Here is a 22,442-nt window from a genome sequence, read left to right on the forward strand (position 1 = left end):
ACGTGCGGCGCCGCCGCGCTATCCTTGCCCCAAAGCAAGGAGCGCCCCATGTACGATCAGCAGACCGCCACCATCCCGACCCATCAGGCGCTGGCCCGGGGGCTGCATCACCACGGCATCGACACGATGTTCGGCCTGATGGGCGATGCGAACCTGTTCCTTGCCGATTACTTTGCACGTGAGTGTGGCGGGCGTTTCGTTCCCGCCGCGCAAGAGGGCAGCGCCGTGCTGATGGCGCTGGCCTATGCCCATGTTACCGGCCTCCCCGGCATCGCGACGGTGACCCATGGCCCGGCGCTGACCAATTGCATGACCGCGCTGACCGAAGGCGTGCGGGGCAAGCTGCCGCTCGTGCTGCTGGCCGGAGACACCCCCGCCATCAACCCCCGCCACCTGCAAGGCATCGACCAGCGCGCCGTGGTTGCCGCCACCGGCGCGGGGTTCGAACAGCTGCGCGCCCCGGAAACCGCCGCCCGCGATCTGGCCCGCGCCATCTGGCGGGCGCGGGTGGAAAAACGGCCCGTGGTGCTGAACATGCCCGCCGATTTCATGTGGGCCGAGGCCGAATACGTTCCGCATAAGCTCGACGTGTTCGAAACCCGCAGCTTCGTGCCCGAAGGCGATGCGCTCGATCAGGCCATCGGCATGATCGCCAGCGCGCGCCGCCCGGTGATCCTTGCCGGGGGCGGCGCGGTCGATGCGCGCGCGCAAATCCTGCGGCTGGCCGAACGGCTTGAGGCTCCGGTGGCCACCACGCTGCGCGCCAAGGGGCTGTTTCGCGGGCACCCCTATGATCTGGACATCTTCGGCACGCTCAGCACACCCGCCGCCTATGATGTCATCGCCAAGGCCGATTGCATCGTCGCCTTCGGCGCGGGGCTGCATGATTTCACCACCGACCGGGGCAAGCTGATGGCGGGCAAACGGCTGGTGCAGATCGACACCGATGCCTCGGCGATGGGGCGCTCGGTGCATCCGCACGCGGCGCTAGTGGCCGACGCCCGGCTGACCGCCGACAATTTCGTGCATTGGCTGAACGAGGCCGAGATCGCGCCGTCGGGCTTCACCCCCGAACTGGATCCGGACAGGCTGCGCCAGCACGTGCCGGGGCGGCGATCCAAGACCTGTGTCAGCTATGTCGAAGCGCTTGAAAAGCTTGAGGCCGCCCTGCCGCAGGATCGTATCCTTGTCACCGACGGCGGGCGTTTCATGACCGAGGTCTGGTGCCGCATCGGCGTGCGCGACCCGCAAAGCTTTGTGGTCACGGCACATTTCGGCTCGATCGGGCTGGGCCTGCCCGAGGCGATCGGCGCGGGCATCGCCGCACCGGATCGCCCCGTGGTGCTGTTTTCCGGCGATGGCGGCTTCATGATGGGGGGCTTGGGCGAATTCAACACCGCCGTGCGGCTGAAACAGGATCTGGTGGTGATCCTGTGCAACGATGCCGCCTACGGCGCCGAGCATATCCAGTTTCTGGACCGGCAGATGGACCCGTCAATGACCGAATTCGACTGGCCGTGCTTTGCCGAGGTGGCGCGCTCGCTGGGCGGCAAGGGGATATTGGTCACCGACGATGCCGGGCTCGATGCGGCGCTGGACGCCATCGCCACCCGCGACGGCCCGCTATTGATCGAGCTCAGGCTTGATCCCAACGATGTTCCCCGGATGCGGATCTGAGCATTCGGCGACAAAGGCATCCAGCAGCGCCACCAGTTGCGCGTAGCGTTCGGGGCCGAAGCGCGCGGTGAACGCATCGGTCACCGCGCGCGACACTGGCGCAAATTCGTCGATGATGGCGCGGCCCTCGGCGGTCGCCGTCACCACCTGCCGCCGCCGGTTGGCGCTGTCCTGCCGACGCAGGACAAGCCCGCGCTCCACCATGGATTGTAGGATGCGCGACACCGACGTGGCTTGCAGACAGGCCTCTGCCGCCAGATCCTGCACCGACAGCGCACCGCGCTGGGTCAGCACCCGCAGGATGCGCCATTGCGGTTCCGACAGCCCCGCCTTGGCCAGCATCGGGCGCAGTTCGCGCAACATGGTTTCGCGGGCGAGGATCAGCAGGATCGGCAGCGAGGCCCGGATCGGGGGCAGATCGCTCAAAGCAGGCATAGCGACACCCAAGGCACCAGCACCAGCAGCGCAAGCCGGAAGATATCGGCGATCCAGAACGGCAGGATGCCGCGAAAGATCGTCGACAGCGCGATGTCGGGCATGACGCTGCGCAGAACAAAGACGTTCATCCCGACCGGCGGGGTGATCAGGCTGATCTCTGTCACCACGACCACCACCACCGCGAACCATGTCAACAGCATCTCGGGGTCGGACAGCAGCCCGGTGCCGAAATCCAGCTGGATGATGATCGGGTAGAACACCGGCACCGTCAGCAGGATCATCGACAGGCTTTCGAACACGCAGCCCATGATCAGGTAGATCAGCACCATGATGCCGATCACCGTCCACGGGCTGACGTCGAGCTCGTAGATCATGTCGACCAGCCCGTCGGGCAGCCCGGCGAAGTTGACGAAGGCGGAAAAGATCTCGGCCCCGATGATGATGGCGAAGATCATCGCAGAAGCCAGCAGCGTCTCGCGGCAGGCGCTGACAAACCCTTTCCAGCTTAGCGCCCGCATCGCCATCGCCAGTGCCAGCGACGCAATGGCGCCCATGCCAGCCGCCTCGATCGGGGTGAAGAAGCCGCCGTAGATGCCGATCATGATGAAGGCGAACAGCCCCAGCGTGCCGGCGACGCCCAGCTTGTCGGTCTTTGACATGGGTTGCGATTGCCCCGCCTCGGGGGCCAGCGACGGGTTCAGCCGCACCGCGACCATGACGGCGATCAGATAGAAGATGATGCCGATGGCGCCCGGGATCAGCCCGGCGATGAACAGCTTGCCGATGTCGCTTTCGGTCAGCAGCCCGTAGATGATCATGATCACCGACGGCGGGATCAGGATGCCCAGCGTGCCGCCGGCGGCGATGGACCCTGCCGCCAGACTGTCGGAATAGCCGAACTGGCGCATCGGGGGCATGGCGACGCGGCTCATGGTGGCGGCGGTGGCCAGCGAAGACCCCGACACCGCCGAGAACCCGCCGCAAGACAGCACGGCGGCCAGCGCCAGCCCGCCCTTCATGCGACCAAACAGCCGGTCGGCCCCGGCGAACAGCCCATGCGCAATCCCCGAGCCCGCCAGCACGTTGCCCATGAAGATGAACAGCGGCACCACCGACAGCGAATAGCTCAGCCCGGTTTCGAACACCGCCGCGCCGACCATGGCGCTGGCCGGTTGCCAGCCGCGCAGCAGCGCAAAGCCGACACCGCCGACCAGCGCCATGGCAAAGGCGATGGGCACGCGGGCAAAGACCAGCATCAGCAGGATGATGATGGCGATCAGCGATTCAATCATTGCGCAACCCTCTCAAGACGCCGAACAGCGCCGCCAGCAGGCAGGCCGCCGCCCCCAGCCCCGCGAATGGCGCCAGCGGCACCCCTAGCGACACCGAGCGCGCGCCATCCGCCGCCTGCGTTTGCATCAGCGTCAGCAGTGTCCATGCGAACCAGCACAGCATCGCGGCCGAGACCAGCGCCGCGAACACCCCGAGCGCGCGATTGACCCCGCGCGGCAGCAGGGTTGCGACCAGATCGACCTCGACATGCGCACCGTGGTGGCTGACCAGCGGCAGCGCCATGAACACCAGCGCGCCCAGCAGCAATTCGGTCATCTCGAACGCGCCCGACAGCGGCGCATTCAGCAGGTAGCGCCCCACCACATCGATCCCGGTCACCGCCATCAGGGCCAGCAGCAGCAATGCCGCCAGCCCCAGCAGGACCGTTTCCAGCCTTTGAAGGGTCATTGTGTCGCTACGGTCCCCAACCCGGTCATCGACCGGAAGCGTTGCAGCGCGGCGGTGCCGTCCGCGCCTTCGGGCAGCGTTGCGGCCCAGGCGTCTTCGTGGATCGTTGCCGCGGCGCGCACCGCCTCGACCACGGCATCCGGGGCTGGGTACAGGTCAATCCCTGCCTCGTTGATCTCGGCTTCGGCGGCGGCATCGGCATCGTTCCACGCCTGGCCGACGCGTTCGGCAAAGGCTTCGCCCGAGATGGCGTCGATGGCGGCCTGATCTTCGGGCGAGATCTTGTCCCACTTGTCCTCGTCCATCACGAGGAACCAGCTGGTGTTGTAGAGGCCCCCCGGCACGGTCATCGAATATTTCAGATCGTCGGTCAGCTTGAACGCGGTCAGCGCCTCGTAGGTAAAGGTGACCCCGTCGATCACCCCGCGCGAGAGCTTTTCATAGACCTCGGGCGAGGACATGAACAGCGGCGTCGCCCCCAGATCTTCCATCAGCGCGGCAACATAGCCGCCCGGCACGCGGATCTTCATGCCTTGCAGGTCGGCGGGGGTTTCGATCTTGCGCAGGTTGTTGTGCAGCAGGCCGGGACCATGGGTGAACAGGCCCAGAAGATGCGTGCCCTCATGTTCGGCGCGGGCGTTCAGATCTTCGGTGTAGACGGTCCAGAAGGCCTTGGACGCGGCGATGGCATCATCGCCAAGGAACGAGAACTGCCCCAGCTGCGAGCCGGAAAAGCGGTCGTCCTGGGTAAAGCTGTGCAGCCCGTAGGTGATGTCGGCCACGCCGTCGCGGGCCATGTCGAAATGCGCCGGCGGGCTGCCCAGCGGCTTGCCAAGCACGCGCACGCGCACGCGCCCTTCGGTGACCTCTTCGATCTGCTTGGCCCATGGCTTGATGGCATTGACCACGATGGGATGGCGCGGCGGCAGCCAGCTCGACAGCGCCAGCGTCACGTCGGCGGCCTGCGCCGCGCCGCTCATCGCCAGCAGGGCAAGGGCCGACAGGCCGGTTTTCAGATATGTCATTGTGTTTCCTCCCTTATGGGCGTTCCTCTCGCCCGAATTGGTTCAGGTCGTCTGCGGTGCGCGGGCTTCGGCCTTTTGAAACGCATCGAGCGTCGCGCAATGCGCCGCCACGCGGGTCAGGCGCGGCAGGTCATTGGTTTGCACGCCCCAGCGGGCGGCGTTGTAAAGCTGCGGCACGATGCACAGATCGGCCAGCGTCAGCGTGTCTCCCATGGCAAAGGGGCCTTGCGCGTCCAGCATCGCCTCGATGGCCTCAAGGCCGGGGCGGATGAAGGCGCGCATCCATTCTGCCTTGGTCTCGTCGCGTCCACTCAGCGCGGCGGCATGGGCCACAACGCGCAGATTGCACACCGGGTGAATGTCGCAGGCGATGCCAAGCGCCACGGCGCGGGCGCGTGCCGCCTGCGCCGGATCGGCCGGGGTCAGGGCGATCCGCCCCGTCGCTTCGAGATAATCAAGCATCGCAAGGCTTTGCGTCAGCCGGATGCCGTCGATGTCCAGCACCGGCACCAGGCCCTGCGGGCTGCGGGCCAGATGCGCCGCCGCGCGTTGATCGCCGTGCAGCAGATCGACGGCGCGGCTTTCAAAGGCGATCCCCGCCAGATGCAGCCCGATGCGCACCCGCCATGACGCGGTGCTGCGCCAGTAATCGTAAAGCACAACCTCAGCCATCGGCGGCGACCGTCAGCAGATCCTTGAGCGTATCGACATCGCCGATCCGGTTGGCAAGGATCAGCACGATCCGCGCGTTGAGCGCATGGCTCTCTGGCTCCTCTAGCCCGTCATGCACCGCCATCAGCGCCTCGTAGAATTCATCTCCGCGGGCGCCAAGGCCCATCTCCTGCACACTCATGCCGACACCTTTTCAGCCCGTTTCCCCATGGCGCGGGCCAGTGCCGCCCGCGCCTCCCCGGCGGTGCAGCGGCCCTCGAAGCTGGCCGCCACATGGCCATCGGGGCGCAGCAGAAGCGCCCGTCTGGTGCCGTAGCGTTGCAGCGCATAGCCATTCAGATCGTCGTGGCTGTCATAGCCCTGCGCGGGCCCGCCAATGCCGACGCGGCGGATGCCGATATCGGGCAGGGCGATATCGCCAAAGCCCACCAGCGTGAACTGCCCCTGCACCAGTTCCAGCAGCCAGCCATTGCCCACCGGCGCATCGACCATCGGCAGGCCGACGCCCGCGCCCGGGGTCTGCAAGGAAAAGCCTTCCAGCGAGCAGGGCAGCGACAGCCGCCCCGAATTGATCAGCCGCCGCGCAAAGGGATGGCGATGCGCCAGCCGCAGGGTTTCATGGCGGAACATCGCCTCGATCGGGCTTTTCGGGGTCATGAAATTGGTGGCGCGGGCGGAGTTGGCGATATTCTCCGCCGAGCCATGGGAGCGTTCCTCGTGGTAGGTTTCGATCAGCGCCGCGTCGGCGTCGCCATGGATCACCGCCGCCAGCTTCCAGCCAAGGTTGTCGACATCCTGAATGCCGCCATTGCCGCCGCGCGCCCCGAACGGGCTGACCACATGGGCGCTGTCCCCGACAAACACCACGCGGCCATGCACGAAGCGATCCAGCTTGATACAGCGGAACTTGTAAACCGACAGCCAGTCGAGCCGGAACGGCCGCTCGCCGACGATGGCCTTGATGCGGGGGGTGACCCGCTCTTCGGTGGCCTCGGCTGCCGCATCGGCGCCCAAATCCAGTTGCAGATCAATGCGATACAGATTGTCGGGCTGCATGTGCAGCAGGGCCGACTTGCCGGGGTGGAAGGTCGGATCAAACCAGAACCAGCGCTCGGGGGTGCCCTGTTCGAAGGGGCTGTCTTGCATCTCGATATCGGCGATGAGGAACTGTTCCTCAAAGGTCTGTCCGGTGAAATCAAGGCCCATCCGGGCGCGCGTCTGCGAGCCTGCCCCGTCGCAGGCCAGCAGCCAGTCGGCGTTCAGCGTGTAATTGCCTTCGGGGGTTTCGACCTGCAAGGCGACGCCCTGCGCGGTGGCGTTGTGGCCGGTGACCTTGGACAGGAAGCGCAGGTCGATCAGTTCGGGGAACTGGCGGGCGCGCTCGAGCAGGTATTCCTCGACGTAATATTGCTGCAGGTTGATGAAGGCGGGATACTTGTGGCCGTCTTCGGGCAGCAAATCGAAGCTGTAGACCTCGGCGTCGCCGTGGAACAGCCGCCCCACCTTCCATGTGACGCCCTTGGCCAGCATCCGCTCGCCCACGCCCAGCCGGTCGAAAATCTCCAGCGTGCGCTTGGCCCAGCAGATGGCGCGGCTGCCAACTGACACCACATTGTTGTCATCGAGCACGATGCTGCGCACCCCGTGCAGCGCAAGGTCAACCGCCATGGCAAGGCCGATCGGCCCCGCCCCGACGATGGCAACGGGCGCGCCGCTGGTGCCGCCGTCAAGCTCTGGTGGGCGCACAAACGGCTGTGGCGCATAGGAATAGGCTGGCATGTCGGTCTCCTCCCTCCGGTGGGGCGGCCCCTCCTCCGGGGCCGCCGCCATGGCTCAGCTTTGCAGGTCGGTCCACATCTGCTGGTCGCGCTCGGCGGTCCAGACGCGGGGCGTGTCAATGCCGCGCGCCTCGTCATAGGCACGGGCAACGTTGAACGGCAGACAATGCTCATAGATGGCGTAATCGGCGAATTTCGGATCGCATTCGGCCCGCACCGCGTCCCACGCCTCTTTGAGGCTGCCGCCCCGCGCCACCACCTTCGCCACCGGGCGATAGGTCGAGCGCACGAAATCATCGGTGCTGGCCAGCGCCTCTGCCACGGCCTCCTCGCCGATCAGCGCATCGCCGCGCCCCGGCGCGATGGCCTGCGGCTCGTAGGCGGCAATCTGCGCCAGCGTTTCCGGCCAGTCGGCGAAATGCCCGTCGCCGCAATAACAGGCCGAGTGGAATTCGACGATGTCACCGGTGAACATCACCTCTTGGTCGGGCACCCAGATCACCGCGTCGCCCGCGGTATGGGCGCGCCCCAGATGCATGATGTCGACCCGGCGGCGCCCAAGATAAACCGTCATCCGGTCGCTGAAGGTGGTCGTGGGCCGGGTCAGGCCGGGAATCTCGTCATGGCCTTGAAACAGGCGCGGGAAACGGCCGAATTCGCTGTCCCAATCTTCCTGCCCGCGCTCTTCGACCATGGCGGCGGCGGTGTCGCTCATGATGATCTCGCGCGCGCCATAGGCCGATGCCCCGAGCACCCGCACCGCGTGGTAATGGGTCAGCACCAGATGGCTGATCGGCTTGTCGGTGACGCTGCGCACGCAGTCGATCACCTTGCGGGCAAGGCGCGGCGTCGCCTGCGCCTCGACGATCATCACCGACTCATCGCCGATGATGACCCCGGTGTTGGGATCGCCCTGCGCGGTAAAGGCATACAGCCCATCGCCCACCTGCGTGAAGCTGATGGTCTTTTCTTCCATGTCGCCTTGCGATGCGAATGCTCGTGTCATTGGGTGTCCTCCCTCATGCCCAGTCCGGTTTCGGCAGCGCCGGCAAAACCTTGCCCGCACAGGCGCCAAACCCGATCCGATAGCCGTTGCCCTCTGCCGCGCCATAAAGCGTCAGCGTGTCGCCATCTTCCAGAAAGCGGCGTTCCTGCCCAGCGATGCTCAGCGGCTCCTTGCCGCCCCAGCTCATTTCCAGCAGCGAGCCGCGCGCATCCTTCGCCGCCCCCGAGATGGTGCCCGAGCCCAGCAGATCGCCGCTGCGCATGGCGCAGCCGCTGCTCGTGTGATGGCAAAGCTGCTGCGCGGCGGAATAATACATCTCGCTATAGTTGGTGCGCGCGATGATCTCTTCGTCGCAGCCGTCCGGCGCCAGCCCCACCGACAGCGAAATGTCATAGAGCATCGGCTTCGGCTCGCTCAGATAGGGCAGCAGCTCGCGCTCGCGCTCCGGCGTGCTCACCCGGAACGGCTCCAGCGCCGCCGCCGTCACGATCCATGGCGAGATGGTCGTCGCCGTCGCCTTGGCCTGAAACGGTCCCAGCGGCTGATACTCCCACGCCTGAATATCGCGCGCCGACCAGTCGTTAAGCAGTACGTAGCCAAAGATCATCTCATCGGCCTGCGCCACCGACACCATGCCTTCGGACGGCACGCCGACAATCGCCCCCAGCTCCAGCTCAAGATCGAACCGCGCACAGGGCGCAAAGCGCGGCAGCGCCTCGTCCGGCCCCTTGAGCTGCCCCCAGGGCCGCCGCACCTCGGTGCCAGACACCACCACCGAGGTGGCCCGCCCGTTATAGCCGATGGGAATCGACAGCCAGTTCGGCGGCAAGGCGTTCTCGGCCCCACGGAACATCGTGCCGACATTGGTGGCATGATGCTTCGAGGCATAGAAATCCGTGAACTCGCTCACCGTAAACGGCATCTTCAGCGCCACGTCGGCCAGCGGCAGCAGATGCGCCTCGACAGCGCCCCGATACGCCGCATCCCCAAGCAGCTCCAGCAGCCGCCCCCGCAGCGCCGCCCAAGCATCCGGTCCCGCCGCCATCACGGCGTTCCACGACGGCGCGGCAAACAGCGCCGCATCCAATCCATGATCCACCGCGGCCACGTCCAGCACGCAATCCCCGATGGCAACACCCATCCGCGCGCCGTCTCCGGCGTCAAATACCCCATAAGGCAGATTGTTCAGCGGAAATTCACAGCCGGGCGCATTTGCGCTCTCCAGCCAGCTCGTCATCAAGCTCATTCAACCCTTCCACGGACGCGCCGCGCCCTGTCTTCTTCTGGCCCAAAATATCCCGGGGGGAGCGCGCAGGCGCGGGGGGCAGTGCCCCCCTCGGCCCTCTCCGCCCGTCGCAGCCTCAGTCCCAGTTGCCCTCGATCGTGCCGTCGAACCGCTTCTTCAGGCTCTCCCAGCAGTCGATGTAATCGTCCTGCAACGGCGCCTCCGATGCGGCAAAGCCGGTCAGATGCTGCGGAAACCGCGTCTCGAACATGAAGCTCATGGTATTATCGAGTTTGCCCGGCCCCAGATCCGCAAGGCTCGCCTTTTCGAACGCCTCGTTGTCCGGCCCATGCGGCAGCATCATGTTGTGAAGGCTCATGCCGCCGGGCACAAAGCCCTGAGGCTTGGCGTCATATTCACCGTAGATATTGCCCATCAGCTCGGACATGACGTTCTTGTGGTACCACGGCGGGCGGAAGGTGTTCTCGGCCACCATCCAGCGCTCGCGGAACAGCACGAAGTCGATGTTCGCGGTGCCCGCCACGCCCGAGGGCGCCGTCAGCACGGTAAAGATCGACGGATCGGGATGATCGAACAGCACCGCGCCCACCGGGCAATAGGTGCGCAGATCGTATTTCACCGGCGCGTAATTGCCATGCCATGCCACCACATCCAGAGGCGAATGGCCGATCTTTGTCTCGTGAAACTGCCCCTGCCATTTGATGGTGACGGTCGATGGCACCTCGCGGTCCTCGAACGCCGCCACCGGCGTCTTGAAATCGCGCCGGTTGGCCATGCAGTTGGCCCCGATCGGGCCGCGCCCCGGCAGTTCGAACTTCTGGCCGTAATTCTCACAGACAAAGCCACGCGCCGGGCCGTCCACCAGCTCGACACGGTAAACCAGCCCGCGCGGCAGGATGGCGATCTCCGACGGCTCAAGGTCGATCACCCCGAGCTCGGTGCAGAACCGCAGCCGCCCTTCCTGAGGCACCACCAGCAACTCGCTGTCGGCGCTGTAGAAATAGGCGTCCTGCATCGACTGCGTCACAAGATAGATATGCGATGCCATGCCAACCTGCGTGTAGACATCGCCAGCCGTGGTCATGGTGCGCATCCCCGTCAGCCAGGTCAGCGGCGCGTCGGTATGGGGCACCGGGTCCCAGCGGTACTGGCCAAGGCTGGTCACGTCCGGGTCAACGCAAGGCGCGCTTTTCCAATAGGGCAGGGCGATCTTTTCATAGCGGTGCGAATGCTTCACCGACGGGCGGATGCGATAGCACCATGTGCGCTCGTTCTGATGGCTCGGCGCAGTAAAGGCGGTGCCCGACAGCTGTTCGCCATAAAGCCCGTAGGCGCAGCGCTGCGGCGAATTCATCCCCTCGGGCAGCGCGCCCGGCAGCGCCTCGGTTTCGAAATCATTGCCGAAACCGGGCATGTAGCCGTCGTGCAGCGCGCTGATGCCAGCGGCCCGTGTGAGGCCGGAAGTCTTGCTCAGATCGTTCATGAGGTCTCCTCCCTCGACTGATTGCTGACATGATGTTAGTTACTTTTGTAACTAACAAGAGGCTGTGACAGAAAATATGAAATCCGAAGATGCTTTTGAAATCGGCGAGTTTACGCCCTATCTTCTGAACCTCGCTGCCGAAGCGCAAAGTGACGTCTTTTCAAAAACATACCGGGACAGATACGGGATGCTGCGCACCGAATGGCGGGTGCTCTATCACCTTGGTCGCTATGGCGAGCTGAGCGCCAAGGAGATCTCGGACCGGGCCCGGATTCACAAGACAAAGGTGTCGCGCGCCGTTCGTGCGCTTGAGGAAAAGCGATTCCTCGCCCGTGTCATCAGCCCGCAGGACCGTCGCAGCGAGCGGCTGTCGCTGCGCCCGCCGGGGCGCGAGGCGTTCGACTATCTCAGCGGTGCGGCGCGCGACTACGAGGCGGCGCTGGAAACCCGGCTGGGCAAGCGCGACGCCAAAACACTGCGCCGCCTGCTCGAACAGCTTTGCGTCACTCCAGCGGCAGGCCGCCGCGATCCTTCAGGGTCTTGAGCACCAGTTCAGAGCGCACCTGCCCGACCTGCGTCTGCGGCAGCAGCCAGTCGTGGATGAAGGCCGCGTAGGCATCCAGATCGCGCACCCGGATATCCAGCACGTAATCCGCATCGCCCGATACCGAAAAGGCGGCGCAGATCTCGGGCCGTCCGGCGACAAAGCGGGCAAAGTCGCGGTCGCCGCCATGGCCGTGGCTGCGCAGGTTGACCCGTGTGATCGCCCGGAGGCCAAAGCCCAGCAGTCCGGCGTTCAACCGCGCCGTATAGCCAAGGATCACCTGCGCTGCCTCCAGCGCCGCCCGCCGGCGCGAAATCTGGCTCGCGGACAGGTGCACCACCTCGGCCAGCGCGGCGTTCGAGACGGTTGCATCCCGCTGCAATGCAACAAGAATGGCATGATCGAAGCAATCAAGCTGCATGAGGCGCACTTTTCAGGCTAAATCTGCAGGTTTCCTGCGCCACTCTGCCTTTCTTTGCGCGCAACGTCCAGAGGTGGGCAGGGCCGGCGCCGGGTTTGACTATCAACGCCGTGCATTTGCGGCTATCACTCTAAAAGGTTGTTCTGAACGGTACCGTACCCGTTATGCGCGTTTTTTGCCTGTTCATGATGTTGCTTTGCCTGGGTCCGGGCCTTGCCTCGGCGCAGGATGCCACGCGCCCCGTGCTCACCGTGCCATGGACCGCAACGCCCGGGCTCAGCTTCTTGTCCGAAAGCGGCGAGGTCAGCAGCTTTTCCGCCGATCTGCTGCGCCTTGTCGCGCAGGACGCGGGCTTTGATCTGCGCTTTGTGCGTTACGACACGCCCGCTGCGGTGCTTGGTGCGGTCGCGCAGGGCGACACAGACCTGAGCCTGCTGGCCGCGATGCCCATGCTCGAGACGCAGAACCTGACCCTGTCGGCGGTTTCTGATGTCGAACTGATGCTCTACCTGCGCCGCGACGCGCCCGCCGACATCACCATCGACACGATTTCGCAAGGGCGGATCGGGGTTCTGCGCGGAACGATCTCAAACCGGCTCTCGCTGCCCGAAGCGGTCGAGATCGTGCCCTTCGATGACGAGGCCATCGCCTTTACCAGCCTGCTGACCAAGGAGCTGGACGGCGTCATCATCCTGCACAGCTTTGCCGAACCGCTGCTGCGCACCACCGGGCTGGATAATCTGGTGCGGGCGAGCTTTCCGGCGGTGCGAACCGGCGAACTTCACGCCATCCTGAACAAACGCCATGCGGGGCTGGCACCTCGGATCGACGCCGCCATTGCCGCGCTCAGGGCGAGCGGTGCGGTGGATGCCTTGCGCCTGCGCTGGTTTCTGGTGCCGGCTGCGCCGATGCTCGATGTGCTGACCGTGGGCGTTTCGCCCTTCCCGCCCTATCAGGTCATCGGCCCGGATGGGCGGGCAAGCGGCTTTGCGGTCGAGCTTCTCCGGGCGCTGGCCGAGCGCGCCGACCTGACCTTGCGCTTCACCGAAGTCAGCCGCGACAGCTGGGCCCGCGGCCCGCGCGCCGGGGTCTTCGACATGGTGCCCGCGCGCAGCATCAACCCGGTCGAAGCCAAGTTCCTGCATTTCTCGTTGCCGGTGCAGACCATCGAATATGCCACCTTCGTTCCGGCGGGCGGCCTGCTTGGGGCAAGTGGCGGGCGCATCGGCGTGCTGTCTGCCAGCCCGATCCGCGCCGAGATCGAGGCCGCGCTGAACCGCCCGCTTGTCCCGGTGTCCAGCGCCGCCGCCGGGGCCGAGGCGCTGCTCGACGGCACGCTCGACGCGCTGGTGTTTCCCCGCCTGTCCTTCGGGCAGTATCTTCAGGAGATCGCGGCGCAAGAGCGCATCACCAGGCTGGACTCGCCGCTGTTTTCGGCGGAACTCGCCGTGGCGCTGCGCCCGGATCTGGGCGAGATCCGGCGGCGGCTTGACGTGGTGATCCCGGGCTTTCTGGGCTCGGCGCAATATCGGGCGCTGGCGCGCGACTGGCTGGAGCCGACACCGTTCTGGACACAGGATCGGGTGCGCCTGCTGCTACTGCTGGCCGGCGCTGCCATTGCGGCGGGCGGGGCGCTGTTCGTGGCACAGATCCTGCGCGCCGCGCGCCGGGCCGAGCGCCTGAGGCGCGAAACCGCGGCGGCCCGCGATCGCCTCTCGGCGATTCTGGAGGGCACGCGTCACGCCATCATCGGCTTTGCCAAAGGCGGGCACATCGCGGTGACCAACCCCGGCGCGCGCGCGCTGCTGCATCTGCCCGACGGCGCGGAGCCTCGGCCATGGCCCGCCGACGCGCAGTTTCTCGACCCGATCACCGGCACCGAACTGCCCCCCGACAGCAACCCCGCCCACCGCGTGGTCAATGGCGCCGCCACCGACGGGCCGCTTTATCTGTTCCGTGCCTCGACGGCAGATCCACCGCGCTATGTCCGGGTCACGTCGGATCAGCTCAGCGCCCGGCGCACCGGCCTGACCGCGCTGATGATCGTCGAGGACGACAACGACAACGAGCTGAACCGGCGAAAGCTGGACCGTTCGCAGCGGTTGTCCTCGCTTGGCCTGCTGGCGGGCGGCATTGCGCATGATTTCAACAATATCCTTGCCGCGATCCAGTATCGCGCCGAACTGGCGCGGCTGACGGCGAGCGATGCGCTTGCCGAGACCTTCACCGGCATTCTTGACTCGGTCGAGCGGGGCAGCGATCTGACCCGGCGCCTGCTGGGCTTTTCCCGCCAATCGCCGCAGGCCCCGGGCGCGATCAATCTGGCCAGCTGTTTCAGCGCCCTGCGTGAGCTGTCGCGCCCTGTGGCGGGCGCCGGCGTCACGCTGGACATCCCCGACCCCGATCCCGACCTGTTCGTCTGGTGCGATGGCGGCGAGCTGGAAAACGCCTTGCTGAACCTTGTCATCAACGCGCGGGATGCCATCCTCGGGGCCTCGGGAAAGGGCCGGATCTCGTTGCATCTGCGCTGCTATGACTGGAGCGACGACGGCGCGCCGCCACGGGCGATGATCGAGATCGCGGTCAGCGATACCGGCCCCGGCATGCCCGAAAGCGTACGCCGCCGCGCTGCCGATCCGTTCTTTTCCACCAAGCGCGACATCGGCGGAACCGGGCTTGGGCTGGCGATGGTCGAAAGCTTCGCGCAGCGGGCCGACGGCCATCTCGCGATCTATTCCGAGCCCGGGCATGGCACCACGGTGCGCCTGCGCCTGCCGCGCGCGACCGGCGATGCGCCCCTTGCGATCGCGCCCGCAGACCCCGCGCCAGAACCGGGCAACGGCGCCCACATCCTGCTGGTCGATGATCAGGAGGATCTGCGCCGCTGCATCTCGGGTTCGCTTACGCAGCTCGGCTATACACTGGAAGCCGCCCCGACAGCGGTGGCGGCGATCACGATGCTTGAAACCGGCACGCATTTCGATCTTGTGCTAAGCGATATCGTCATGCCGGGGGGCCTGTCGGGCATCGATCTTGCACATCATCTCAGAACACACCACCCCGGCACCGCCATCGTGCTGATGACAGGGTTCGCCAATGTCGAGACGGTGCATCTGGACGGGGTGCAAGTGCTTCAAAAGCCCTTCCCGCTGTCCCATCTGGCGCAGGCGATCCGCGATGCGCTGGACACGCCGGGCGGCTAGGCGCACAGCAGGCCCCCGGTTCCCCGTGGGCACCCGCCTGTTGCGATCACGGCGACAGGGGGCGTTATCTACAAAGATTACATAAGTCGGATTAGGCGTGATCGTCAGGCCAGTAGGCTGGAGGCGACAGGCCCGGCTATTTGGCCAAGGCCCACTGTCACTTTTCGCAGCAATATTATACCGCCGCGCCGCCGCCGCGTCTCGTGGCACAACGCCTCAAGCACGCCAGTTGACCGGCCGGATGGCGTTGCCAGACAAAGGAACGCCCGCCCGCTACACGAAATAGCGGGCGGGCTTGTGACGGGTATCCGGGCTGCGCGCGGGCCCATCAGCGCCGTGGCCGCGCGGGTCTTTCGCGCAAGCCTGACAACAGCCGGTCGTGACGGCGAGTCTCAGCTATAGGCGCCGGCGGAATAGGTCAGCTCGTAGCTATGCGAGTAAAGCTCGAAGACGATGCCGAACGGGTCTTCGACATAGACCATGCGGTAGGGCTTCTCGCCCGGGAAATACTCCCGCACCGGCATGCGCTGCTTGCCGCCCGCCGCGACGATCCGTGCCAGCAACCCTTCCAGATCGGGGTCCTGAATGGCGAAATGAAACAGCCCGGTCTGGCGGTAGGGAAGGTTGTTGTCGGGTTGGTGGTTTTGCGGGAATTCGAACAGCTCGAACCCGATCCGGTCGGCAGTCGAGAGATGCGCGATGCGGAACTTGCCCCAGCCGGGGCCGAAGACATCGTCGCACATCACGCCGATGTCGCTGTCATCCTGAGCAATCTCGGTCGGCTCCATGATGACGTAAAAGCCCATTACGTCACGGTAAAATTCGACGGCCTTGTCGAGATCGGGAACCGACAGGCCGATATGGGAAAAGGTTCTGGGGGTGGTCATGGTCATGATGTCCTTCTTTCGTGTCTGACTGTCATCTGGGGTGACTGGAGCATAAACTCCAATTATCATTTGCTTTCGAAATCATAACGAAATGGATCAACCCTTGATCAACGCAACTTGGCTAGAGACCTTTGTGACGCTGTGCGACACCGGCCATTTCACCCGCGCGGCCGGCGCGCTGAACATGACGCAGCCGGGGGTCAGCCAGCATCTCAGGAAGCTGGAAGCGCAGCTGGGCCAAGCCTTGTTGTCACGCGATGGCAAAAGCTTCACCCTGACGCCGCTCGGCGAGACGCTGCTGGCCATCGGCCAGCGCCGCCGCGCCGAAGAGCGCGAGCTGCGCCAGTCGCTGCGCTTTGACGACCCGGACAAGGGCGAGGTCAGCGTGAGCTGTTCGGGCTCCATCGCGCTGTTGCTCTATCCCCGCTTTCTGAAGCTGATGGGCGATGCGCCGGGACTGAGCCTGATGCTGAACGCCGCACCAGAGGCACGCATTCTCGAAGACGTTCTGGACGGCGCGGTCGATCTGGGCATCGTCAGCCACCCCCCGACCAATCCCCGGCTCGAGGGCCACCGCGCCGGGCAGGATGAATTATGCCTGCTGCTGCCGGTCGGGCACCCCGCGCCGCAGAGCCTTGCCGATCTCGACCAGCTTGGCTTCATCGCTCATCCCGACGGTTACGCCCATGCGGATGAGCTTCTTGGTGCGAATTTTCCGCAGGATTATCGCGGGTCCGAAACCCTTGCGCGGCGCAGCTTCGTGAACCAGATCGGCCAGATCCCCGAGCCCGTGGTGCGCGGCCTTGGCTATACGATCCTGCCCAGAAGCGGCGTGGACGGGTTTCGCGACAGCGCGCGCTTGTCCATCGCCGCGCTGCCGCACCCGGTTCGACATGATCTGTGGCTGATCCAGCGCCGAAACCGGGTTGCCGCCGCCCGGACAGAGCGGGTGCGCGGTGAAATCATGGCAGTGCTCGAGGTGCTGTGAGCATGGCCCCGGGGCCGAATGCCGCGGAAAAGCTGCCCCTGTCAGGCCCGCGGCCCGGGCACCCCAAGCCGGCTGCGATACCATTCCCGGCACAGCGGCGGCACCCACAGCAGCACCACCGTGTAAAGCGCCAGCAGCGTGTTGAAACCTTGCCCGCTCGGCCCCCAGAGGCTGTCGAGATAGCGCACCGCATAGACCAGCACGACATGCCATGCGTAGACCTCGAGCGAGTGACGCCCGAGCAGGCACAGCATCGGGCGCGTGAACACCCAGCGCAGGGCGCGCGACACCCCCCGCAGCCATGCGCTTGCGGCCTCGCGTCCCGCGATCACCACCCATGCGAACAGGAACGCCGCCGGGATGAAGTTAAGCAGGTAGACCGGGCCAAAGTTGCTGCGGTGTTCGAACGGGGCGAACAGGCGGTACATCTCTTTGCTGAAAAGCCCGTGCGCCGTGGCGATGCGCAGCGGCGCGAACAGCAGCACGAACAGCAGCGCCACCAGCGCAAGATCGCGGCTGCGCGGGCCAAAGACCTGCCCCCAGTCGATGCGCCCGTCGGCCCAGAGCGCGCCCAGCACCAGCCCCGCCATGAACGGCACCTGCCAGCCCAGAGGGTCGAACGCCATGCGCACGCCTTGCTTGTCGGAGGCGGTCAGCAGGACGTCGAGCGGCGCCGACACCAGCCCCGGCAGTTCAAGCTGACAGATCGTCCAGACCAGCGCCGACAGCCCCGCCGCCAGCATCCAGCGCCCGGCGAGAACCCAGCGGATCACGAAGGGCGCCACCCCCATGAACAGAATGTACATGGGCAGGATATCCAGAAAGGTCGGCTGGAACAGCAGCGAGAGAATCGCCAGCACCCGCACCGGCTCGCTCGCCGAGGCGGTGCCCAGCCAGTTCTGCCACGCCACGATGCCGCCGGGCGCCAGATCGCGCATCAGCAACCCGAGGAAAATAAGCCCGATGGTCCAGATCCAAAGCTCGACCATGCGCGCGCTGACCGCTCTTCGCATCGCATCATAGCCGCTGCGCAGGTAACGCCGCGCCTGCGTCAGGCCGAACATCAGCCCCGACATAAAGACGAATCCCTGCGTGCTTTCAACGAACATCAGCTCGCGGAAGTGCAGATGCTGAAGCCAGAGCCCGTCCCGAAGCACAAGATGCGACAGAACCATCGTCAGCAGGAAGAACCCCCGGAGCCCATCCAGGAAATCGAGGCGTTTCATCACATCATCGTCCGAACGAGGCGGTTTGGCACCGGCCAGAATGGCCGGAATCGCTCCGCGCGACTGATGGTCCGGGAAAGAGCCGGTCCCAAAGGAGAGTTTAGATACCTGCTACAACGAGCTTGCTCAATATCGGTTGCATGGCCGGGCACGTTACGGCGTATCACCGCCGAGGCAATTTCAGGCATCATGGTTAAGATGCACTCTTCCGCACGAAACGCTGCCCCCCGGGAGTTGGCAAGGCATTCGCATGATCAAGGTTAGAACTGCGAGCGACCTCGACTCAGCCCGTTGCGGTCACGATCCGGTCGCGCGCGGGCTTTGGACACGAAACTCGATGATAGATTAGACCCCATGATCGCGGAGTGAGCCTGACTGGGCTGGTGGCCTCTCGCGCGGCATTCTCCTTTCGAGGGTTGCGTCCGGTTGGCGAGCGCCGAGCCTCAAGAATGGGGGAGAGACCACATGCAGGGTAGCAGGTTCATCGGATTGGATGTCCATAAGGCGACGATTTCAGTCGCGGTTGCGATGGGAGAGCGCGGCGGAGAGGTCCGGCATTGGGGGACGGTGCCGCACCGCCCTGATCATGCCTGATCATGTCCGTAAGCTGGTGGAAAAGCTGGCTGCGAGCGGAGGCCGGTTGTGTTTGTGCTATGAGGCCGGGCCTTGCGGCGACGGTCTGCACCGGCAACTCGTCGAGATGGGGCATGACTGCATCGTGCTCGCACCCTCGCTCATTCCGGTGAAGGCGGGCGATCGTGTGAAGACCGACCGCCGCGATGCAGTGATGCTGGCCAAGCTGCATCGAGCAGACGAATTGACAGCTGTATGGATTCCGGACGCGGCACATGAGGCGATGCGCGATCTCGTTCGGGCACGGGCGAGCGCGATGCGGGTTCTGGAAAAGGCGCGCCAGCATTTGCAGGGGCTCCTGCTGCGGCACGGCCGCATCTATCCCGGCAAGAAGGGCTGGACAGTCGCCTGCCGTCGCTGGCTGACCACGGTGCGCTTTGAGCACCCTGCCCAGCAGATCGTGTTCCAGGAGTATGTCGATGCTGTCTGCGACGCCGAAGCCCGTGTCGAGAGGCTCACGACACAGATTGCCGACCTGCTCCCGAGCTGGTCGCTGGCCCCGGTGGTCGAGGCGGTTCAAGCGATGAGGGGCGTGGCCTTCATCGTCGCAGTAACCGTGGTGGCCGAGGTCGGCGATTTCCAGCGGTTCGACAATCCGCGTCAGCTGATGGCCTATCTCGGGCTCACGCCTTCGGAATTTTCCAGCGGTGCCACCGTGCGCCGCGGAGGTATCACGAAAGCCGGCAGCGGCCTCGCCCGGCGGGCGCTGATCATACTCTCATGCGGCCCTGCAAGGCCAAGCTTGCTGCGATGCAACCGCCGCCACTGCCCGCCATAAATGCCGTGGCGGGCAGTGGCTTCCAATTACCGGGAAGCCCGATTCTGGATAGGACAAGCTTGCTCAACCGTCGTCTCAGTTCCGTCTCCTACCTTGCGCATCTACACTACATTGCGCCCGGCCTCGCCGGATTATTTGACGTGAACCAAAGGGTTGACAGCGGTCATGAGAGCAGGCCGCTGAAAAACTCCGATGGAGAGAGAGAGAGAGGAGGTGTATATATACCCCACTCAGCCGCGCCCTCGTGGAGATGATCATTTTCGCCTTGGTCACGCCCCAACAAGGCTGGCAAAATCAGATGTATCCGGGGAGTTTATCAGCAGCCTGTTAGGCCATCAAATAGATTAGGCCATCAAGAAGCCGCCGCACAGGCGATACCGAACGGGTTCCGCGTGGACGAAACGGCTTTGGCGCGGTTTGCCACCGTCGCGCAGACGGCCGGGTATTCAGTCTGTTCGGGCGCGCCGGGTCAACAGAACATAGCCGCTTCAGGTCTCTGGCTGCATCCGACAAAGGCAGGACGCGCCCGACAGCAAGCGCGACAGCCTCGTTACGAGGATGAATTCCCGACATCGCCGTTTCGCTCGGCCCCGGTTGGCATTAGACTGCCCCGCGAGGCATATCATACGGGCAAACCGAAGGAGTGGAATGATGCGCAGATCCCTTGGCGCGCTGGCGGGCGCCATGCTGATGGCCGCGTGCAGCGGCTCTCCCGCCGATGTCTTTGCAGACCGCTACGAGGTGCATGGCGTCGAATCCGGCGACATGCTCAAGATGCGGGGCGGGCCGGGCACCGGCTTCAACATCATCACCGGGCTGCCGAATGGCACCGTGGTGCGGGTGCAGGAGTGCACCCAGACCGGCGGCACCCGCTGGTGCGAAGTGGTGATGGACCGGCCGGGCGGGCTTAGGGGCTATGTCTCCTTCGCCTATTTGCGGGCGGTCTGATCCGGCCTGGGCGAGGGCCTTGGCGGACTTGAAGACCGGCGGCACTGTGCGCGCCGCTGCCGGTATGAACCGAAGGGTCGCCGCGCAAGCCGCATCAAGGCGCGGCCCCTTTTAAACGCCGAGCATCCGCTTGCCCGCCGCGCGCCCCGCGAGGGCGCTGATGGTGATGCCCAGCCCGTACCAGAGCAGGAAAAACGCCGGGGCGTCCTCGTTGCAATGAAGCGCGTAAATCACCGTCGCCGCGGCCCCGGCGAACAGCCCCGCCATCAGCCCGGCCTGCGCCGGGCGCGGCTCGATCCGGTGGCGCAGGCCCAGCAGCAATGCAGTCGCCACCGGCAGCGCAAGGAACGGAATCGACACAAGGCAGATCAGGGCGCTGTCGCCCATCACGTCGCCGCCGCGCAGCACCGACGCCCCCCAGCCAATCGCCGCCAGCCCCGCCACCGCGGCAAAGGGCAGCAGCGGCAGTCGCCGGTCGGGCGCGGGGCGGATCAGCAGCACCCATGCCAGCAACGCCAGCCCCAGCGGCAGCATTTGCTTGACCAGCGCCGGCCCCCGCGCGACCGCCTGCGCCCAGTCCGGACGCACATGCCAGAACAGCACCAGCAGCAGCGCCGAGATCATCAGCCCCGACAGCACCCGCGCTGCAAGGCGCGGGCGCGTCGGGCTTGTCTCGTCTGCCACAAGGGCGGCAATCAGTTTGTCGGTCTCCATTCCTCATCCTTTCTGGCGGCCTCGGCGAGCCGTCGCAGCGCCCGGTGCAGCGCCACCCGCAGAGCGCCCGGCGACAGGTCGAAGCGCGCGCTCAGCGTTTCCGCATCCGCCCCCATCACCGCATGTTCGCGTACCAGCTCCGCATCGCGCGGCGCCAGCCGGGCCAGCGCCTGTTCGATGTGCAGCCCCTCGAGCGGGTCGACCTCGGGCGCGCCGATCTGCGGGTGATCCTCGATCGGTTCGTGCTGTCGGCGGGCCCCGGCGCGCAGCGCGTCGATGGCCTTGTGCTTGACGATCACCCGCACCCAAGGCAGCAGCGGGCGCGATGGCTCCCAGCTGCCACGCTTGAGATGGATCGACAGCAGCGCCTCTTGCACCACATCCTCGGCCATATGCGCCATGGTCTGCGGCAGATCGCGCGACGCCATGGCGCGCATCCTTGGCGCCAGCAGCGCAAGCGCCCGCCCATAGGCCTTGCGATCTCCCGCAAGGCCCTGCCGCATCAGTGCTTCGATCTCGGCATCCGGTCCCGTCATACGCTTGTATACGCCAACCTGCGCCCCCCTGTTACAGCGCCCCGTAAAAAATCTGCGCGATCATTACAGCGCATCACGAGACCGCGAGCAGCGTAACATCCTTGCCACTCCATCCGAAGACCACTGTGCAGACAATGATCTGCAAGGTTCAACATCGGAGACAGACCATGACCGCACGTACACCCCTTGCTCTCGCCATCGCCGCCGGCCTCGCCCAGATGGCCCTGCCCGCCCATGCCGCAGGCCAAGAGAAATGCTATGGCGTCGCCATGGCGGGCGAAAACGGCTGCGCCGCCGGCCCCGGCACCACCTGCGCCGGCACCTCTAAGGTCGATTATCAGGGCAACGCATGGTCGCTGGTGCCCGCCGGCACCTGCACCGAGATCGAACTGCCCGCGATGGCCGATGGCACGGCCCGCATGGGCTCGCTCGAAGAGCTCGATCGCGACATCCCGATGTGACCCCGACCGGCGCGGCGGCTCCCGCCGCGCCATTTTCC

21 protein-coding genes and 1 pseudogene are annotated in these 22,442 nt (G+C 65.5%); 7 read left to right on the forward strand and 15 right to left on the reverse strand.

Features of this window, described 5'->3' with window-relative positions:
- Window positions 1-48 precede the first annotated feature (48 nt).
- Window positions 49-1,677 carry a thiamine pyrophosphate-binding protein gene (locus Q4543_RS14575; protein ID WP_303439254.1) on the forward strand — a complete coding sequence of 543 codons (1,629 nt, stop codon included), beginning with the start codon at window positions 49-51 and terminating at the stop codon, window positions 1,675-1,677.
- Here Q4543_RS14575 and Q4543_RS14580 read toward each other — a convergent pair.
- From Q4543_RS14580 to hmgA, 10 genes are all read right to left on the reverse strand, one after another.
- The gene (locus Q4543_RS14580; protein WP_216006026.1) at window positions 1,624-2,112 is read right to left on the reverse strand and encodes a MarR family transcriptional regulator; all 489 of its coding nucleotides are present in this window, start codon (window positions 2,110-2,112) and stop codon (window positions 1,624-1,626) included. The genes Q4543_RS14575 and Q4543_RS14580 overlap by 54 nt on opposite strands.
- Window positions 2,100-3,407 (reverse strand): TRAP transporter large permease, encoded by a 1,308-nt coding sequence (locus Q4543_RS14585; protein ID WP_303439256.1) that lies wholly within the window; start codon window positions 3,405-3,407, stop codon window positions 2,100-2,102. Before Q4543_RS14585 ends, Q4543_RS14580 begins: the two co-directional genes overlap by 13 nt.
- Window positions 3,400-3,855, reverse strand: a complete 456-nt coding sequence (locus tag Q4543_RS14590; RefSeq protein ID WP_303439257.1) for a TRAP transporter small permease — start codon at window positions 3,853-3,855, stop codon at window positions 3,400-3,402. The genes Q4543_RS14585 and Q4543_RS14590 overlap by 8 nt, the downstream gene beginning before the upstream one ends.
- Complete coding sequence (locus Q4543_RS14595; RefSeq protein WP_303439259.1) at window positions 3,852-4,880, reverse strand: TRAP transporter substrate-binding protein; 1,029 nt, start codon at window positions 4,878-4,880, stop codon at window positions 3,852-3,854. Before Q4543_RS14595 ends, Q4543_RS14590 begins: the two co-directional genes overlap by 4 nt.
- Window positions 4,881-4,922: 42 nt before the next feature.
- The gene (gene maiA, locus Q4543_RS14600) at window positions 4,923-5,552 is read right to left on the reverse strand and encodes a maleylacetoacetate isomerase (RefSeq protein ID WP_303439261.1); all 630 of its coding nucleotides are present in this window, start codon (window positions 5,550-5,552) and stop codon (window positions 4,923-4,925) included.
- Entirely contained in the window at window positions 5,545-5,733 is a 189-nt protein-coding gene (locus Q4543_RS14605) for a DUF2783 domain-containing protein (protein ID WP_216006031.1), read from the reverse strand. The genes maiA and Q4543_RS14605 overlap by 8 nt, the downstream gene beginning before the upstream one ends.
- Window positions 5,730-7,331 (reverse strand): FAD-dependent monooxygenase, encoded by a 1,602-nt coding sequence (locus tag Q4543_RS14610; protein WP_303439264.1) that lies wholly within the window; start codon window positions 7,329-7,331, stop codon window positions 5,730-5,732. The genes Q4543_RS14605 and Q4543_RS14610 overlap by 4 nt, the downstream gene beginning before the upstream one ends.
- A gap of 54 nt (window positions 7,332-7,385) precedes the next feature.
- The gene (locus Q4543_RS14615) at window positions 7,386-8,336 is read right to left on the reverse strand and encodes an MBL fold metallo-hydrolase (protein WP_216006033.1); all 951 of its coding nucleotides are present in this window, start codon (window positions 8,334-8,336) and stop codon (window positions 7,386-7,388) included.
- Window positions 8,337-8,349: 13 nt separating this feature from the next.
- The gene (gene fahA, locus Q4543_RS14620; protein ID WP_303439266.1) at window positions 8,350-9,582 is read right to left on the reverse strand and encodes a fumarylacetoacetase; all 1,233 of its coding nucleotides are present in this window, start codon (window positions 9,580-9,582) and stop codon (window positions 8,350-8,352) included.
- Between the two features lie 115 nt (window positions 9,583-9,697).
- A complete protein-coding gene (hmgA, locus tag Q4543_RS14625) occupies window positions 9,698-11,065 on the reverse strand; it encodes a homogentisate 1,2-dioxygenase (protein ID WP_216006035.1) in 1,368 nt (455 codons plus the stop codon).
- A gap of 76 nt (window positions 11,066-11,141) precedes the next feature.
- On the opposite strand from hmgA, the gene Q4543_RS14630 reads away from it, so the two are divergent.
- Complete coding sequence (locus Q4543_RS14630; protein WP_216006036.1) at window positions 11,142-11,609, forward strand: MarR family winged helix-turn-helix transcriptional regulator; 468 nt, start codon at window positions 11,142-11,144, stop codon at window positions 11,607-11,609.
- On the opposite strand, the gene Q4543_RS14635 is transcribed toward Q4543_RS14630, so the two are convergent.
- Window positions 11,569-12,030: an Lrp/AsnC family transcriptional regulator gene (locus Q4543_RS14635; RefSeq protein ID WP_303439269.1), complete on the reverse strand. Its 462-nt coding sequence runs from the start codon at window positions 12,028-12,030 to the stop codon at window positions 11,569-11,571. The two genes, Q4543_RS14630 and Q4543_RS14635, sit on opposite strands and share 41 nt — an antisense overlap.
- A 185-nt stretch (window positions 12,031-12,215) precedes the next feature.
- On the opposite strand from Q4543_RS14635, the gene Q4543_RS14640 reads away from it, so the two are divergent.
- Window positions 12,216-15,233, forward strand: coding sequence for a transporter substrate-binding domain-containing protein (locus Q4543_RS14640; RefSeq protein WP_303439271.1), 3,018 nt, complete (start codon window positions 12,216-12,218; stop codon window positions 15,231-15,233).
- A gap of 392 nt (window positions 15,234-15,625) precedes the next feature.
- On the opposite strand, the gene Q4543_RS14645 is transcribed toward Q4543_RS14640, so the two are convergent.
- On the reverse strand, window positions 15,626-16,120 hold the full coding sequence (locus Q4543_RS14645) for a lactoylglutathione lyase family protein (RefSeq protein WP_216006039.1): 495 nt from the start codon (window positions 16,118-16,120) through the stop codon (window positions 15,626-15,628).
- Window positions 16,121-16,223: 103 nt separating this feature from the next.
- Between Q4543_RS14645 and Q4543_RS14650 the strand changes: the two genes are divergently transcribed.
- Complete coding sequence (locus Q4543_RS14650) at window positions 16,224-17,108, forward strand: LysR family transcriptional regulator (RefSeq protein WP_303439274.1); 885 nt, start codon at window positions 16,224-16,226, stop codon at window positions 17,106-17,108.
- 41 nt (window positions 17,109-17,149) lie between these two features.
- Here Q4543_RS14650 and opgC read toward each other — a convergent pair whose 3' ends face one another.
- The gene (gene opgC, locus Q4543_RS14655; protein WP_303439276.1) at window positions 17,150-18,334 is read right to left on the reverse strand and encodes an OpgC domain-containing protein; all 1,185 of its coding nucleotides are present in this window, start codon (window positions 18,332-18,334) and stop codon (window positions 17,150-17,152) included.
- Between the two features lie 465 nt (window positions 18,335-18,799).
- Between opgC and Q4543_RS14660 the strand changes: the two are divergent.
- Both Q4543_RS14660 and Q4543_RS14665 read left to right on the forward strand, forming a co-directional pair.
- Window positions 18,800-19,658: pseudogene (locus Q4543_RS14660) on the forward strand (IS110 family transposase); the annotation flags it as partial.
- A 738-nt stretch (window positions 19,659-20,396) separates the two neighbouring features.
- On the forward strand, window positions 20,397-20,693 hold the full coding sequence (locus tag Q4543_RS14665) for an SH3 domain-containing protein (protein WP_216006066.1): 297 nt from the start codon (window positions 20,397-20,399) through the stop codon (window positions 20,691-20,693).
- A gap of 111 nt (window positions 20,694-20,804) precedes the next feature.
- Here Q4543_RS14665 and Q4543_RS14670 read toward each other — a convergent pair whose 3' ends face one another.
- On the reverse strand, window positions 20,805-21,407 hold the full coding sequence (locus Q4543_RS14670) for a DUF1109 domain-containing protein (protein WP_303439279.1): 603 nt from the start codon (window positions 21,405-21,407) through the stop codon (window positions 20,805-20,807).
- Window positions 21,389-21,943 carry a sigma-70 family RNA polymerase sigma factor gene (locus tag Q4543_RS14675; RefSeq protein WP_303439281.1) on the reverse strand — a complete coding sequence of 185 codons (555 nt, stop codon included), beginning with the start codon at window positions 21,941-21,943 and terminating at the stop codon, window positions 21,389-21,391. The genes Q4543_RS14670 and Q4543_RS14675 overlap by 19 nt, the downstream gene beginning before the upstream one ends.
- Window positions 21,944-22,110: 167 nt before the next feature.
- On the opposite strand from Q4543_RS14675, the gene Q4543_RS14680 reads away from it, so the two are divergent.
- Complete coding sequence (locus tag Q4543_RS14680) at window positions 22,111-22,404, forward strand: DUF2282 domain-containing protein (protein WP_303439283.1); 294 nt, start codon at window positions 22,111-22,113, stop codon at window positions 22,402-22,404.
- The last annotated feature ends 38 nt before the right edge of the window (window positions 22,405-22,442 follow it).

Origin of the sequence: Salipiger sp. 1_MG-2023 (assembly GCF_030547555.1) — a bacterium.
Lineage (GTDB): Bacteria > Pseudomonadota > Alphaproteobacteria > Rhodobacterales > Rhodobacteraceae > Salipiger.